The organism is Micromonospora sp. KC606 (assembly GCF_004348675.1).
GTDB lineage: Bacteria > Actinomycetota > Actinomycetes > Mycobacteriales > Micromonosporaceae > Micromonospora.
Map to the genome: position 1 here is coordinate 1 of NZ_SMKN01000141.1, position 15,087 is coordinate 15,087.

A 15,087-nucleotide genomic window follows, 5' to 3' on the forward strand; every position below is an offset into this window, starting at 1 on the left:
GCACGACACCGCCCGCGCAGCCCGACCCGGTGGGGGCGCCACCGGGCACGCCGCCGCGGCCGATGTCCGCTCCTGCCGCTCCGGTGTCCACCGCGCCGGTCGTAGCCCAACCGCGCACCGCGGCGCTGCCACCGCCACCCGTCGTGCCAGCCCCGGCAGCAGCCACCGCGCCACCGCGGCCCGTCGCGCCGATCCCCGTCTCCGCGCCACCGCGGCCCGTCGCGCCGGCACCGATGCCCGCGCCACCGCGGCACCCACGCACCGACGTTCCGAGCGAGGCAGACAGCACCGTCACACCGCAGCCCGTTCCGGCCATGCCGCCCGGGCAGCCGGAAGCCGCGGCACCCCACCGACCGCAGCCGTCGGCGCCGACGCCGCATGGCTGGGACCGGCCAACCATCCAGGTCCAGCAGATCGGGCCGCTGCTGCGGGAGGAGGCCGAGCAGACGGGACCGGCGACACGGCGTGACGCTGCCGGCCGACCGGAGGCCGCCCCCGTCAGCGCCGCCCCGGTGAGCGCGATGCCGATAGGCGCGGCACCGCCGTCAGCCTGCCCGCTGCCCCCACCCCCCGTCGTCAGCGCACCGCCCGTTCCCGCGCAGCCGATGACCAGCACGCCACCCAGCACTCCGAACGCCGTCAGCGCGCCGCCGGCGACCAGCACGCCATCCACCTTTCGGCCGCCGGCCGCTGCGCCGCCGATCAGCGCACCGCCGATCAGCGCGCCGCCGGAGGTGAACGCGCTGTGGGCACCCCACCGGCCGGTGGCACCCCCTCTGCCGGCCAGCGCCCCGCCGGCCCAGCCGGTCAGTGCCGCTCCGGCAAGCGGCGCGCCGCCGTGGAGTCTGACGGCTCCGCCGTGGAGCAGCGTCGCGCCGCCGCAGCCGCTGACCGCGCCGCCCCTCGACGACCGGCCCGGCCCGGACCCCACAACGCCGGCCGACCGGGAGGTGCCGGCGGAGTCGGTCGACGAGCCACTGGTGGCCTACGACGTCCCCGAGCGCCTACCGGACGAGGCCCCGCCCGGGCCGCCGGCACCGGTCGACCAGGAGCCACCTCTGGCGGCGAACGTCCCCCGGGGCCCGGTCGCGCCGCCGGCGTACCCGATGGACGTCGAGCCCGAGCCGCGCGGACGCGGCCCGGTGGTGGTCGCGGTCGTGGTCGGTGTGCTGGTGGTGGCCGTCGCCGGCCTGGTCGGCGCGGTGGCGCTGGGCGGCGACGAGACCACGCCCAGGCCGACGGACGGTCCTTCCCCGGTCGCGCCGAGGGCCACCGGCGCCCCGCCCGGCGACCTCGCGCTGCGCGACGACGACACGAGTGTGACGATCAGCTGGTCGGATCCGACCAGTGGCAGCGTGCCGTTCATGGTCGCCGGGGGTCGTGCCGGCAAGTCCCTGGGCGTGATGGCGACCGTCGACCCGGGACAGACGTCGTACACGGTCAACGGGCTGAGCGGGGCGGTGGACTACTGCTTCACCGTGCTGGCGGTCTATTCCACGGACGCGTTCGCCACGTCGGGTCAGGTCTGCACCGACCGGGAGCGGCGCTCACCGGCCGGCTGACCGTCCGTCCACACCGTACACGCTGGGTGTCCACCGCATCGACGGTGCGGGTTCCGGTGTGCCGGGTCGGCCCATATGATGTCCCACGGCTCAGGGGAGGTCGCCGGGGCACGGCGCCGCCGGGAGAGCCAGACGGGGAGGCAGCCGGCTGTGGCCACCATCGACAATGCCGTGAGCACCGACAGCCCGACACCGGTCCGGCGCTCACGGATGCGGGGTGGGCTGGTCACCATCGGCACCGTCGGCGCGTTGCTGGCCGCCATGGGGCTCACCGTGCTGGGGCTGGGGGCCGCCGACAACGCGGTGGCCAACTACGACGCCAGCAGCTGGTTGTGGAGCGCGGCGCGCGGCGAGATCGCCCGGGTCAACGGGGTCACCGCCCGGGTGGACACCCGGATGGGGGTCCCGGGGGCCCGCCGGCATCCGATGCAGGTCACCCAGACCGACCGGCTGCTGGTCCTGCGCGACCTGAGGACCGGGCAGGTCAGCTCGCTCGACCTGGCCACCCTCCAGATCACCGCGACCACCCCGACCACACCCGGCCTCGGCGTGAACGTGGCCCTGCACGAGGACGCGGCCTTCGTGGTCGACGCCGTGCAGGGCATCGTCCGGCAGCTCGACCCGCGTTCGCTGACCCCGGTCGGCGAGCCGGTGCGGTATCCGCCGGGCATCACCGGGGGCGCGTTCGACGGCAAGGGTCGGCTCTGGGTCGCGATCCCGAGCGAGGGGACGGTCTCGGCGATCACCGCGGCCCGGCTGCCCGCCACCCCGGCGGGTGCGGGCTCCGCCAGTGGGCCCGGTCCGGAGCAGGTCGAGACGTACTCGGTCGCCGGGCCGAGCCACGAGCTGGTGGTGTCCACGCTGGACGACGGGGTGGCGGTGCTCGACCGCACCTCGGCGTCGCTGGTCACAATCCGCGGCGGCACCACCCGCCGTTTCCCGCTGACCATGTCCGCCGCCGGCACGCTGCCGGAACGGACCAGCGGCCCGGCCGTGCCGGTCACGGTCACCGGCGAGCGGCGGGTGCATGTCGTCGCCGACGGCGCCGAGGTGCGTGAGTTCACCGTGCCGGGCGCCGGTGACCGGCTCAGCCCGGCCGTGGCGTGGGCCGGCCGGTTCTACTGCGCCGACGAGGCCAGCGGCACCGTTTACGCGTTCGACGGCGCCGGCCGGCTGGTCGACACGGTCACCGGCAAGGCCGCCGGCCCGCTGGAGATTGAGGTGCGGGAGAACCACCTCTTCATCAACGCGCCGGACTCCTCCGTCGCCCGGGTGGTAAACGACAAGCACCAGGTCCGCGAGGTCAACAAGTACGCCAACGACGTGCTCGGCGGCGACCCGCCGCCGGCTCCCCCGCCGCCGCCTCCCCCGAAGAAGCCGAAGGTGGGCAAGCCGAGCGCGCCACGGTCGGTCAGCGCCTCCGCCGGCAACGCGCAGGCCCGGGTGACCTGGAAGCCGGCCGCCGCGAACGGCGCCGAGATCACCAGATACGTGGTGGAGGGCGACGGCCGACGGCACGAGGTGGGCGCCAACCAGCGGGCGGTCGAGATCACCGGCCTGACCAACGGCAGGACGTACACGTTCTCGGTGCACGCGGTGAACGCCAAGGGCGCCGGGCCGGCGCGCAGAAGCAACCCGGTCACCCCGACGGCGGCCGTGCCGGACCCGCCGGCCGGCGTGACCGCCGAGGCCCGGCCGGACGGCACGGTGCGGGTGACCTGGCCCGCCGCCAACGGCCAGGGCAACACCATCGCCCGATACGCGGTGACCGCGACGTCGGCCGGCACCAACGCCCCGGTGGGCGAGTCCACCCGCACCGAGCTGGTGGTCCCGGCCGGTGAGCTGGAGTACGGCACCCAGTACGCCTTCACGGTGGTCAGCGTCAACGACAAGGGCGCCGGTTCGGCGGCCTCCCCGGTGAGCAACACGGTGGTGCCGTTCGCGCCGCCGGGGCAGCCGGCCGACCTGCGCGCCAGCACGGTCGCCGACCAGCCGGGCACCATCGCCGTGCGGTGGTCCCCTTCGGCGGACAACGGCCGGCCGGTGACGACGTACCGGGTCGACGTGGCCGGCAAGGTCAGCGAGGTGACCGACACGCAGACCACGGTGTCCGGGCTGGGCAACGGGCAGAACGTGCGGGTGTTGGTGAGGGCGGTCAACGAGGCCGGCCCCGGCCCGGAGGCCACCACCACCGCGCGTACGGTGGCGCCGCCCCGGGTGACGGTGACCGGCTCGTCGGCGACCGCCACCACGGCGACGGTCACGTTCACCGTCGACGCGGGCGGCGGGCAGGCCACCTGCACGCTGAGCACCGCCGGTGAGACCCCGGAGCCGGGCGGCTGCTCCAAGATCACCATGTCCGGGTTGACACCGGGGAAGTCGTACACGTTCACGGTGACGGCGAGCAACGCGGCCGGCGAGGGCACCGCGAACCGGGCCCAGACCACCGGCGCCCTATACGGCGTCGCCACCTGCCGCAATGGTGACTCCGGGGCGGAGGCCACCTACTGCAACAGGGACGTCGACGGCCGCAACGGCAACGAGATCTTCTCGGTCACCCGGCAGGACGACGACCGGCAGGTCGGCTGGGCCAAGCCGGGCAGACGATTGAAGGCGTACTGCAAGAAGTCGGGCGAAGAGGTGTACGCCTACATCTACAACAACAACAAGCGCAGCACCTGGTGGGTGCAGGTCGAGTACGGGGGACGCAACTACATCCCGTGGGCCTGGCTCAACCTGGAGGGCGGCGACGACATCAAGATGCTGCCCACCTGCTGACGCCGGATCATCCAGCCGAGGAGCACCGTGAACAGCCCCCAGGAACCACTCACCCAGCCGGAGGTGCAGGGCTTCGCCGCCCTCGCCGCCCGGCTGGCCGAGAACGTCAACGCGGTGGTGCTGGGCAAGCCGCAGGTGGTCCGGTTGGCGCTGACCGCGCTGTTCGCCCAGGGGCACGTGCTGCTGGAGGACGTGCCCGGGGTCGGCAAGACCACCCTGGCCCGGGCGATCGCGGCGACTGTGCAGGGCCAGTGGCGGCGGATCCAGTTCACCCCGGACCTGCTCCCCTCCGACGTGTCCGGGGTGACCATCTTCAACCAGGCCACTCGGGGCTTCGAGTTCCACCCGGGGCCGGTGTTCGCCAACATCGTCATCGCCGACGAGATCAACCGGGCGTCGCCGAAGACCCAGTCGGCGCTGCTGGAGGTGATGGAGGAGCGCACCGTCACGGTGGACGGGGTGCGGCATCCGGTGCCGCAGCCGTTCCTGGTGGTGGCCACCCAGAACCCGGTGGAGATGGACGGCACGTACCGGCTGCCGGAGGCGCAGTTGGACCGGTTCCTGGTGAAGCTGTCGGTGGGTTACCCGGACGAGTCGGTCGAGGTGGAGGTGCTGCGCGGGGCCACGGTCCGCTCCCCCGACTCGCTCAGCGCGGTCGCCGACACCGCCACCGTCGGCGAGATGGTCAACATGGCACGCCGGGTGCACATCGCCGAGCCGCTGTACGCGTACGCGGTCCGGCTGGCCGCCGCGACCCGCACCCATCCGCAGGTGCGGGTCGGGGTCAGTCCCCGGGGCGTGATCGCGCTGACCCGGGCGGCGTGCGCGTACGCGCTGATCGACGGCCGGGGCTGGATCATGCCGGAGGACCTGAAGATCCTGACCGAGCCGGTCTTCGCGCACCGGCTGCTGCTCACCCCCGACGCGCAGGTGCGCGGGGTGACCGCCGCCGAGGTGCTGCGTCAGGCGGTCGCGTCGGTGCCGGTGCCGCTGCCGTCGGGCCAGCCGGCCCCGGCGCACGGCTGACCGGCCCGCCGCCATGGGGATCACCGCCCGGGGCACCGGGCTGCTCGTCGCCGCCGTGCTGCTGCTCGGCGTCGGTTTCCGGTACGCGTACCCGGAGCTGGTGCTGCTCGGCGCGGCGGCCGGGGTGGCGGTCGGCTACGCCGTGGTGACGGCGGCCTGGCGGCCCCGGCTGGAGGTCACCCGCAACGCGGACCCGGATCGGGTGGCGCGCGGCGAGGCGGCCCGGATGACGGTGACGGTGCGAAACACCGGTCGGTTGCGGGCGGCGAGCCTGCTCGCCGAGGACCGGTGCGGTCCGCGCCGGGTGCCGGTGCCGGTGCTGCGGCTGCGTCCCGGTCGGGACACCACGGTGGAGTACGAGGTGCCGACGGGGCGACGGGGTGTGGTGCCGGTGGGGCCGCTGCGGGTGACCCGGCGGGATCCGCTGGGCCTGGTGGCGCTGACCCGGTCGTACGGCCGCACGGTGCCGGTGTGGGTGCATCCCCGGGTGCATCCGCTGCGGGCGGTGCCGACCGGCGCGGGACGCAGCCTGGACGGCAGCTCGGACAGCGTCCCGCACGGGTCGATCACCTTCGACTCGTTGCGGGAGTACGTCGTCGGCGACGAGCTGCGTCGGGTGCACTGGCGTACCAGCGCCCGGGTGGGCGAGCTGATGGTGCGGGAGAACGTCGACACCAGCCTGCCCCGGATCGTGGTGCTGCTGGACAACCGGGCGACGGCCCACCCGGAGCGGGTCGATGGGGTGGCCGAGTCGTTCGAGTCGGCCTGTGAGGCGGCGGCGTCGGTGGTGACGGCCGCGGTGCGCGAGGACCTGCCGGTGGTGCTGCTGCTGGTGGCGCCGGGCGGGGACCGGGCCGGGGAGCCGCCGCTGGACCGGTTGACCGCGGTGGAGCTGACCGACGGGGGCGTGGAGACGTTGCGCGGCTGCGCGGGCCGGTTGCGTCGGGACCGCCCCGGCGACACCCTGGTCTTCCTGACCGGTCCGGGCGGCCGCGACGACCTGGGGCAGGTGGGGGCGTTGCGCGGGGCGTACCCGTCGGTGTTGGTGGCGGTCTTCGGCACGGACGCGCCGACGCCGGCCGCGGCGGCCGGCCTGGTGGTGCTCGACGCCGTCGACGGCGCCGGGTTCGCCGCCGAGTGGGACGGGGTTCGCCGGTGGTGACGTCGCGGGCCTCCGCCGGCGGGCGGTCCGGTCCGGCGCGGTGGTTGCGCGCGACGCCCGTGCCGCTGGCGCTGGTGGTGCTGGTCGCGCTGCCCGGAGTGGTGCTCGGCCGGGTGTACGCGGGTGACCTGCTGACCTGGTTGATGGGCGGCGCGGCCGTCGGCTCGGTGCTGGTGAGCGCGGCGGCCCGGCGGCTGCGGTCCTGGCTGGTGGCTCCGGTGTCGGTGGCCGCGATGGCCGGCTGGACGCTGGTCGGGCTGCACCTGGCGGCCCGGCACGCGGCGCTGCCCGGCGGTTTCGTCGAGGTGGTCGTCGACGCGGCCCGCAACGGCATCCCCCGGCTGTTGACCGCGTTGATCCCGGTCGAGCCGGCCCCGGACACGGTGCTGGTGCCGCTGGTGGCGACCTGGCTGGCCGGGTTGACCGGCGCCGAGGTGGCGCTGCGTGCCGGGCGGTCGCTGCTCGGCTTCCTGCCGCCGGCGTTGCTCTACGCGGGCGCGCTCTACGTGGTGGGTCCGAACGCGGATCCGGCGTTCTGGCCGTCGGTGGCGTTCGCCGCCGCCGTGGCCCTGGGTCTGGCGGCTCCGGGCAGGCGGGAGGCACAGGTCGACGACCCGGCGGCGACGCTGCCGCCGGCGGTGCGGGCGGCCGTGCGCGTCCGGGTGGTGGCGGGCGGCGCGGCCGGGGTGGCCGTGGTGGTGGGCCTGGCGGCGCTGCTCGGTCCGGCGTTGGCGGCGCGGGTCGACGACCGGCCGATGGATCCGCGCCGGTACGTGGAGCCGCCCCGGGTGGAGTCGCTGGACGAGAACCCGCTGATCCGGATCTCCGGGTGGGCGTTGCACCCGGAGCAGGAGCTGCTGGGCGTCACCACGCTCGCGCCGGCCGGGGCGCAGACCCGGATCCGGCTGGCGGTGCTCAGCGACTACGACGGGGTGACCTGGCGGGTCGGGGCGACGTACCGCAACGCGGGGCGGGTCCTGCCGGCCGCCGATCCGGGCCCGGGGGCGGTGGACACCGTCCGCCAGGAGATCACCGTGTCGGGCCTGACCGGCCGGCTGCTGCCGGCGGTGGCCACCCCGCGCGAGGTCACCGGCGCGCGGGTGGCGTTCGACCCGGCGACCGGGACGCTGATCCGCCCGGAGGGGCTGACGCCGGGGCTGCGGTACACGGTGACGTCGGTGCGGGAGCAACCGGACGCGAATCTGCTCGCCACGGCCGACGTGCCCGCCGGGGACGAGGTGGCCCGGGTGTTGCGGGTGCCGGACGGGACGCCGGAGCCGTTGCGGCGCCTCGCTGCCCAGCTCGCCGAGGACAACGGTGCCCCGTACGCGCGGGCTGCCGCGATCGAGCAGTTTCTCGCCGAGCACTACCGGGTGGTGGCGGACGCGCCGAGCGGGCACGCGTACCCGAACCTGAGCTTCTTCCTGTTCGGTCCGCGTAACGGCGGTGGGCAGCGGGGCACGTCGGAGCAGTTCGCGGCGGCGTTCGCGGTGTTGGGCCGGCTGGCCGGCCTGCCCACCCGGGTGGTGGTGGGGTTCTCGGCGCGCGGTGACGGGCCGGTCCGGGCCGCGGACGCGTTCGCCTGGCCGGAGGTGCTCTTCTCCGGGGTCGGCTGGGTGCCGTTCGATCCGCTGCCCCGCCCGGACGCCGAACCCCGCCCGGTGGGGGAGGACTTCCGGCCACCGAAGGAGGTGCCGCCGCCGTCGGAGGTGCCGGAGCCGTCCCTGGAGCCGACGGCCACCCCGCCGGCGGTCACCTCGACGGAGGCGGACGGCGCCGACCGAGGGCTGTCGGCTCCGGCGCTGACCGCCCTGGTGGTGGGCGTCCTGGCCCTGCTGGTCGGGGTGGTCCTCGGCGTCCTGGCCAGGATGCGCCGGGCGCAGACCCGGTCCCGGCTCGGTGGGGGTGACCCCTCCGACCGGGTCGTGGGCGCCTGGCGGCACGTCACCGACGCGCTGCGGCTGGCTGGCCGGCCGGTCGGCGGGGACCTGGCCGCCACCGAGGTGGCGGTCCGCGCCCGGCAGGTTCTGGTCGAGGCGCGCGCCGCCCGCTCGGGGCGGGGGATCGACGTCCCGTCCGTGGCCGGCCACCCCGAGAACGGGGGCGACAGCGGTGCGGCCGACCCGGTCGGGTTGCCGCTGACCGCCCTGCCGACGCCGTCCCCCGGGGCGACGCCGGGGGTGGAGGAGTTGGCCGGGCTGCTCAACCAGGCCGCGTTCGCCCCCGGCACGCTGACCGTCGCGCAGGCGGACCGGGCGGCATCGGAGGCGGCCGGCTACGTGACCGCGCTCCACGCCGCCCGCCCCTGGTGGCGCCGTCTCGTCTGGTCCGTCCACCCCGCTCCCCTGCGCTGGCGATCCTGACCGACCGCTACCCGCGACCCGTCCTCCGGTCAACCTTGGGGTCGATCACATGGTCGTGCGGGCAACCGGTGCGAGAGGGGCGGTACGGGAATCTTCAGCCGGCGAGGCGGCGGATGAGTTTGCGCAGGCCGGCCTGCCAGCCGTCCGGGTCCTCGGCACGCCGCAGGGCGTACCGGGCGACCTCGGGATGCGGAAGGATGAGGAAACGCTCCTCGGCCAGCCCGACGATCGTCGCGTCGGCGACCGCTTCGGGGGTCAGCACCGCGCCGGAGGCGGTGATGACCCGGGCACCCAGCTGCCCGGCGGCCAACCCGTCGGAGAGCATCGGGGTGTCCACCCCCTGGGGGCAGAGGGCGCTGACCTTGACGCCCCGGTCCCGGTAGGTGATCGCCAGCCACTCGGCGAAGCCGACCGCCGCGTGCTTCGTGGCGGTGTACGGCGCGTCGCCGACGGCGGTCAGCACCCCGGCCGCGGAGCAGGTGTGCAACAGGTAGCCCTCGCCCCGGGTCAGCATCCCGGGCAGCGCCGCGCGGGCCGCGTACACGTGGTGCATGACGTTGACCCGCCAGGCGCGGTCCCAGTCGGCGTCGTCGGCCTCGATTCCCGCACCGGTGGCCGTCCCGGCGTTGGCACAGAACAGGTCGATGCGGCCGTACCGCCGCTCGGTGTCGGCGACCAGCTCACGCAGATCGCTCTCGAGGGAGACGTCGACGGCGGCGGCACGCGCCGCCGGGCCGATGCCGTCGGCCACCCGGTTGGCCGCCGCCGCGTCCCGGTCGGCGACGACGACGGCGGCCGCGCCCTCGGCGGCGAACCGGCGGGCCAACGCAGCGCCGATGCCGCCCGCTCCGCCGGTGACCACCGCGATCCGGTCGGTCAGGTTCATTCTCGGCGTCCCTCCCCCGGCCGGGTGATCAGGGCCGCGGCGCTCAGACGTCGGTGGTGCCGGTCCGGGGCCGCGTAGGCCGCGGCGTGGTCGGCGAGGGCAACTCCGCCCAGTGGCACCGTCATGCCCCATCGGGTCGTCATCCGGTCGATCGTGCCCGGTGTGCCGCACGGGAACAAGTGCCGAATGCGGCTGTTGCCCGTCGTCAGGGCCCGCCGGGATGTTACGAACGCGGGGTGGGCCGGACGGCGGGGGTACGGCGGTGAGAGCCGGGGACGGCAGTCGGGTCGCGATGACCGAAACGTCACAGCGGGCCACGTTCCTGGAGCTCTTCTTCGACCTGGTCTACATCTTCGCGCTGACCCGGATCTCGTTCCGGGCCTTCGAGGACCTCGCCCTGGACCCGCATGGCACCGACGGCTGGGAGCCGATCACCGGGGGCGGCAAGACGCTGCTGCTGCTGCTCGCGTTGTGGGCGGTCTGGCAGGGCACCGCCTGGACGACCAGCCGCTACGACCCGCGGCACAGCTGGTTGCAGACGCTGGTGGTCACGGCGCTGGTGTGCAGCATGGTGATGGGGGGTGGCGATCCCCCGCGCGTTCACCGAGGCCGGAATGGTGTTCGCGGTGGCGTACGTGACGGCACAGGTGTCCCGCCCGGCGATCCTGCTGCTGGCGTTGGGCCGGCACCAGTTCCGCCGGCTCAAGCTGCGGATGCTGGTCACCTTCAGCGCCACGGGGGTGCTGTGGATCACCGGCGCGTTGCTGCCCACCGGTACCCGGGTGGGGCTCTGGGCGTCGGCGCTGGCGCTGGAGTACCTCGCGGCCCGGGCCGGTTGGCCGGTGCCGGGCCTGGGCGGGTCGACGATCAGCCGCTGGGACATCGCCGGGGAGCACCTGGCCGAGCGGTACCAGCAGTTCTTCCTCGTCGCGCTCGGCGAGACGATCCTGGTCATCGGGCTGGCGTACAGCACCGGCTCGTACGACCCGGCGCCGACGGCCGCCTTCGCGGTGGCTGTCGTGACATCGGTGCTGCTCTGGCGGATCTATGTGCAGCGGGCCGGGCTGATCCTGGCCGAGGCGGTGACGAGGTCCCGGCGCCCGGCGGCGGACACCCACCTGGTGATGGTGGTGGGGCTGGTGGCGACCGCGATCGGTTACGAGTTGACGATCTCGCACCCGCTGCGCCATCCCGAGACGGCCTGGGTGGCGATGATCATCGGTGGTCCGGTGGTCTTCCTCGCCGGGCGGGCCCGCTTCGAGTACGAGGTCTTCGGCCGGGTCCCGCCCTCTCGGTGGGTCGCCGTGGGCGTCCTGCTGGTGCCGGTGCCGTGGCTGGTCCATGCCCCGCCGCTGATCTCGGCGACGTTGGCCGCGGTGGTGCTGGGCGGGGTGGCGGTGGCGGACGCGCGCCGGTCCCGGGGCAAGCCCCCGGAGGGGGCCGCACCGCCGATGTGAGGCGCCCTTCGGTGCGTGAGGCATCCGTCACGTTGCGTGTCGACGCCTGCCGGCCGGCGCTAGCCTCCACCCGTGACTTTCTCTATCGTGGCCCGCTGCGCCGACGGGCGCCGGCACGGCGTCGCGGTGGCCAGCAGGTTCCTCGCCGCCGGCGCGCTGGTGCCGGCGGCCGAGGCGCGGGTCGGCGCCGTCGCCACCCAGGCGCACGCCAACCTGGCCTACCGGCAGCAGGGGCTCGCCCTGCTGCGCACCGGCGTCGCCGCCGTGGACGTGGTGGCCGGGCTGGTCGCCGCCGACCCGGGCAGGGACGACCGCCAGCTCGGTGTGGTGGGCGCCGACGGCGTCGGCGCGACCTGGACGGGCCCGCGGTGCCGCCCGTGGGCGGGCGGGCAGGCCGGCGACGGCTGGGCGGTACAGGGCAACATTCTCGCCGGCCCGCACGTCCTCGACGCGGTCCGCGACGCCTGGCTGGCCGGGGACGCGCTGCCGTTCCCGCAGCGGCTGCTCGCCGCGCTGCGGGCCGGCGACGAGGCCGGCGGCGACCGGCGCGGCCGGCAGAGCGCCGGCCTGCTGGTGGTCGAGCGCCACGGCGGGTACGCGGGCACCGGCGACGAGCTGGTGGACCTGCGGGTGGACGACCACCCCGACCCGGTCACCGAGTTGGGCCGGCTGCTCGGCATCCACACCGTGATGTTCGGCAAGCCCGACCCGGCCACCCTGCTCGACCTCGCCGGCCCGCTCGCCGACGAGGTCACCGCCCTGCTGGCCGCCGTCGGCCACCGGGTCGACGCGGCAGGGCTCGACGACGCGCTGGCCGCCTGGGCCGGGCTGGAGAACCTGGAGGAGCGGCTGGTGCCGGGCCGGATAGACCCGCTGGTCCTGACCCAGCTGCGGCGCGGTGTCGCGCGGGTGCCGGCGCCACGCGAGGCAACCTGATCCGGCGTACCTGCCGGACGGTGCCGTGCTCTCGTCGGCTTGGGTGCCTCCTTCGTTCGGTGGCGTGCAGCGCCCGCCCGGCGTGGCCCCCGGGTCAGGCCGTCCGGTCTCGGGTTGCGCGCGTGGCCTCGGCGGCTCAGGCCGCGAAGGAGAGCCGACGGAGGCCGCCCGCCACCAGCACGTCCCGCTCCCCGGCGGCGAGCGGAGCGCGGCCGGTGGCCTTGCGGATCAGGGTGAGCGGATCCCCGCCGAACGCCGCCGGCACCGGCCGACCGTCGGTCAGCAGGTCGGCGACCACCCGGGCGGCCGTCGGGGTCAGCCACGGCGGCCGGCCCAGCGCCTCGGCCAGGTCCAGGCCGTGTACACCGACCTCGACCACCCGGGTGACCAGGAAGTCCGTCAGGGTCATCGCGTCACCGTGCCGGGTTCGGACCAGCCGCCCCGGCGCCGCCGCCGCCACCGCCGCGTCCACACCATGCAGCACATCCGTGCCGACCGTCGTCGGCGCCGCCGCAGCCGCCACCAACGCGCCACCGGCCAGGTCCACCACCGCCACCTTCGTGTACGTGGACCCGACATCGACGCACACCGCGACGTTCACACCGCCGACGGCACGACCACCGTGCCCGTCGCGGTGACCGCCACCACCGGCTCCGCCAACACCTCCGCCGCCGACCCACCCCGATCCGGGCGGCCCCGGCACACCACCCGCGCCACCAAGTCGATGGTGCGACTACGCGTACCCACCCGGGTCACCGTCGCCGTCACCTCCACCACGTCACCGGCCCGCACCGGCGCCCGGAACTGCACATCCGAGTACGACGCGAACAACCCCTCGTCCCCGTCGGTACGGATACACACCTCCGTGGCCACATCCCCGAACAACCCCAACGCGTACGCCCCGTCGACCAGGTTCCCCGCGTAGTGGGCGTGCGAGTACGGCACATACCGCCGGTGCGTCACCGTCAACCCCAGCCTCGTGTCGGTCATACCCTCGCCCTCCTGTTCGTGATCAACGCGTGCACCAGGTAACTGGCCACCTCACCCGGGGTGGTGCCCCGACCGAAAATCCGGTCCACCCCCAACTCGCCCGTCATCGACTCGTCGAACCGCGGCCCACCCACGATCAGCAACGGCCGGCGCCCCACCGGCATCGCCTCCCGGAACGCCGCCGACATCTCCCGCGTGTTGTGCAGATGCGCATCACGCTGCGTCACCACCTGCGACACCAGCACCGCGTCGGCCCGCTCCCGCCGCGCCGCCTCCACCAACTCCGGCACGCTCACCTGCGCACCCAGATTGGTGACCTTCAACTCCCGGTAGTACTCCAGCCCCTTCTCCCCCGCGATGCCCTTGACGTTGAGAATCGCGTCGATACCCACCGTGTGCGCATCCGTGCCGATGCACGCCCCCACCACCGACAGCTTGCGCCGCAACCGCTGCTTCACCACCGCGTTGACCTCCTTGGCCCCCAGCAGCGGAAAATCCCGCTCCACCACCTGCACCGCCGACAGGTCCACCAGATGGTTCACCCGCCCGTACACCACGAAGAAGGTGAACCCGTCACCCATCTGCTTCGCGTGCACCAGCATCGCCGGATCAATGCCCATCCTGTTCGCCAGCTGCACCGCCGCACCCTCGGCCCGCTTGTCATGCGGCACCGGCAGGGTGAACGACACCTGCACCATCCCGTCACCGGTGGTGTCCCCGTACGGCCGGACGATCCTCGTGCCGCTCATACCGCCGGACCCTCCAGGATCTCCGTGGCCGGGTTGTAGTAGTCACCCTCGTGCCGCGCCACCCCGTCCAGACCCTTACCCCGGTCCGCCGGCCGCTTCATGATCCCGAACGTGCCCTCGGCGATCGCCGTCAACAACGACTGCTCACCGATACGCTCCAACAGATCCACCGCCGCACCGAGCACCCGGTTCGCCCGCCGCTGGATGAACCCACCCGGCGCCGGCACGAAATCCTCGTCCAACCCACCGGCCGCACCCAACACGTACCGCACGTTCTGCAGAGCGATGTCCCGATCCGACAACCACGGCGTCACCACCGCCTCGGTCATCATCCCCACCAACAGGATCCCCTGCCCCGTCATCGTCCCCACCAGATTGAAGAACCCGTCCAGCAGATTCCCCCGAAACACATCCCCCGTCATGTGCTTCGTCGGCGGCATCCACTTCAACGGCGCCTCCGGAAACAACTCCCGCGCCAACAACGCGTGCGCCAACTCCAACCGCAACGACTCCGGCAGATCCGGATTGATCTCGAACGCGTGCCCCAACCCCAACTGCCAGTCCGCCAACCCCGCCTCATGTGCGAAAAACTCGTTCAACAGCTGCGACACCGTCACCGTGTGCGCCTCATCCACGGCGTCCGCAGTGGTCAGGTAGTTGTCCTCACCGGTGTTGATGATGATCCCCGCCCGCGCGTGCACCTGCCGCGAAAACCGCTGGTCCACGAACGTACGAATCGGATTGATGTCCCGGAACAGAATCCCGTACATCGAGTCGTTGAGCATCATGTCCAGACGCTCCAACCCCGCCAGGGTCGCCATCTCCGGCATACACAACCCCGACGCGTAATTCGTCAACCGCACATACCGACCCAACTCCTTCGACGAGGCATCCAACGCCGCGCGCATCAACCGGAAATTCTCCTGCGTCGCGTACGTGCCCGCGAACCCCTCCCGCGTCGCCCCCTCCGGCACATAATCCAACAACGACTGCCCCGTCGACCGGATCACCGCAATCACATCCGCGCCCGCCCGCGCCGCCGCCTGCGCCTGCGGAATGTCCTCGTGGATATCCCCCGTCGCCACAATCAAATAAATCCACGGCCGCTGCGCCGGATCCCCGAACCGCCGCACCAGGCGATCCCGCTCCGCCCGCCGCCGATCGATCCGCCGCACCCC

13 protein-coding genes and 2 pseudogenes are annotated in these 15,087 nt (G+C 74.1%); 8 read left to right on the forward strand and 7 right to left on the reverse strand.

Annotated elements, in window-relative coordinates; all coding sequences use genetic code 11:
- A pseudogene (locus E1193_RS22350) lies at nucleotides 1–664 on the reverse strand (hypothetical protein); the annotation flags it as partial.
- 100 nt (nucleotides 665–764) lie between these two features.
- Between E1193_RS22350 and E1193_RS22355 the strand changes: the two are divergent.
- From E1193_RS22355 to E1193_RS22375, 5 genes are all read left to right on the forward strand, one after another.
- Nucleotides 765–1,562, forward strand: coding sequence for a fibronectin type III domain-containing protein (locus tag E1193_RS22355; RefSeq protein ID WP_243707827.1), 798 nt, complete (start codon nucleotides 765–767; stop codon nucleotides 1,560–1,562).
- 150 nt (nucleotides 1,563–1,712) lie between these two features.
- Nucleotides 1,713–4,340, forward strand: coding sequence for a fibronectin type III domain-containing protein (locus tag E1193_RS22360; protein WP_132185145.1), 2,628 nt, complete (start codon nucleotides 1,713–1,715; stop codon nucleotides 4,338–4,340).
- A 27-nt stretch (nucleotides 4,341–4,367) separates the two neighbouring features.
- Nucleotides 4,368–5,366, forward strand: coding sequence for a MoxR family ATPase (locus tag E1193_RS22365; RefSeq protein ID WP_132185146.1), 999 nt, complete (start codon nucleotides 4,368–4,370; stop codon nucleotides 5,364–5,366).
- Between the two features lie 13 nt (nucleotides 5,367–5,379).
- A complete protein-coding gene (locus E1193_RS22370; RefSeq protein WP_132185147.1) occupies nucleotides 5,380–6,528 on the forward strand; it encodes a DUF58 domain-containing protein in 1,149 nt (382 codons plus the stop codon).
- Nucleotides 6,525–8,891, forward strand: coding sequence for a transglutaminase domain-containing protein (locus tag E1193_RS22375; protein ID WP_243707828.1), 2,367 nt, complete (start codon nucleotides 6,525–6,527; stop codon nucleotides 8,889–8,891). Before E1193_RS22370 ends, E1193_RS22375 begins: the two co-directional genes overlap by 4 nt.
- Nucleotides 8,892–8,985: 94 nt before the next feature.
- Here E1193_RS22375 and E1193_RS22380 read toward each other — a convergent pair whose 3' ends face one another.
- Together E1193_RS22380 and E1193_RS32045 are read right to left on the reverse strand one after the other, a co-directional pair.
- Nucleotides 8,986–9,777: an SDR family oxidoreductase gene (locus E1193_RS22380; protein WP_132185148.1), complete on the reverse strand. Its 792-nt coding sequence runs from the start codon at nucleotides 9,775–9,777 to the stop codon at nucleotides 8,986–8,988.
- Nucleotides 9,774–9,920 (reverse strand): hypothetical protein, encoded by a 147-nt coding sequence (locus tag E1193_RS32045; RefSeq protein WP_165945801.1) that lies wholly within the window; start codon nucleotides 9,918–9,920, stop codon nucleotides 9,774–9,776. The genes E1193_RS22380 and E1193_RS32045 overlap by 4 nt, the downstream gene beginning before the upstream one ends.
- 149 nt (nucleotides 9,921–10,069) lie before the next feature.
- Between E1193_RS32045 and E1193_RS33840 the strand changes: the two are divergent.
- The 3 genes and pseudogenes from E1193_RS33840 to E1193_RS22390 form a co-directional block, all read left to right on the forward strand.
- Nucleotides 10,070–10,297, forward strand: a pseudogene (locus tag E1193_RS33840) (low temperature requirement protein A); the annotation flags it as partial.
- Between the two features lie 61 nt (nucleotides 10,298–10,358).
- Entirely contained in the window at nucleotides 10,359–11,234 is an 876-nt protein-coding gene (locus tag E1193_RS22385; RefSeq protein WP_279433375.1) for a low temperature requirement protein A, read from the forward strand.
- A gap of 72 nt (nucleotides 11,235–11,306) precedes the next feature.
- A complete protein-coding gene (locus E1193_RS22390) occupies nucleotides 11,307–12,170 on the forward strand; it encodes a DUF1028 domain-containing protein (RefSeq protein WP_132185149.1) in 864 nt (287 codons plus the stop codon).
- Between the two features lie 136 nt (nucleotides 12,171–12,306).
- Here the strand turns inward: E1193_RS22390 and E1193_RS22395 are convergent, their stop codons facing one another.
- The 4 genes from E1193_RS22395 to E1193_RS22410 form a co-directional block, all read right to left on the reverse strand.
- Nucleotides 12,307–12,873, reverse strand: coding sequence for a glutamate mutase L (locus E1193_RS22395; protein WP_347877041.1), 567 nt, complete (start codon nucleotides 12,871–12,873; stop codon nucleotides 12,307–12,309).
- Nucleotides 12,768–13,160 carry a hotdog domain-containing protein gene (locus tag E1193_RS22400; RefSeq protein WP_132185151.1) on the reverse strand — a complete coding sequence of 131 codons (393 nt, stop codon included), beginning with the start codon at nucleotides 13,158–13,160 and terminating at the stop codon, nucleotides 12,768–12,770. Before E1193_RS22400 ends, E1193_RS22395 begins: the two co-directional genes overlap by 106 nt.
- The gene (locus E1193_RS22405; protein ID WP_132185152.1) at nucleotides 13,157–13,909 is read right to left on the reverse strand and encodes an OAM dimerization domain-containing protein; all 753 of its coding nucleotides are present in this window, start codon (nucleotides 13,907–13,909) and stop codon (nucleotides 13,157–13,159) included. The genes E1193_RS22400 and E1193_RS22405 overlap by 4 nt, the downstream gene beginning before the upstream one ends.
- The coding region (locus tag E1193_RS22410; RefSeq protein ID WP_132185153.1) for a lysine 5,6-aminomutase subunit alpha at nucleotides 13,906–15,087 on the reverse strand (1,182 nt) is incomplete at its 5' end. The genes E1193_RS22410 and E1193_RS22405, both read right to left, overlap by 4 nt.

Bases quoted from the DNA above. Each gene is read 5' to 3' on its own strand.
- E1193_RS22405 (WP_132185152.1), bottom strand. From the start codon at position 13,909: ATGAGCGGCACGAGGATCGTCCGGCCGTACGGGGACACCACCGGTGAC.
- E1193_RS32045 (WP_165945801.1), bottom strand. From the start codon at position 9,920: ATGACGACCCGATGGGGCATGACGGTGCCACTGGGCGGAGTTGCCCTC.
- E1193_RS22380 (WP_132185148.1), bottom strand. From the start codon at position 9,777: ATGAACCTGACCGACCGGATCGCGGTGGTCACCGGCGGAGCGGGCGGC.
- E1193_RS22370 (WP_132185147.1), top strand. From the start codon at position 5,380: ATGGGGATCACCGCCCGGGGCACCGGGCTGCTCGTCGCCGCCGTGCTG.
- E1193_RS22400 (WP_132185151.1), bottom strand. From the start codon at position 13,160: ATGACCGACACGAGGCTGGGGTTGACGGTGACGCACCGGCGGTATGTG.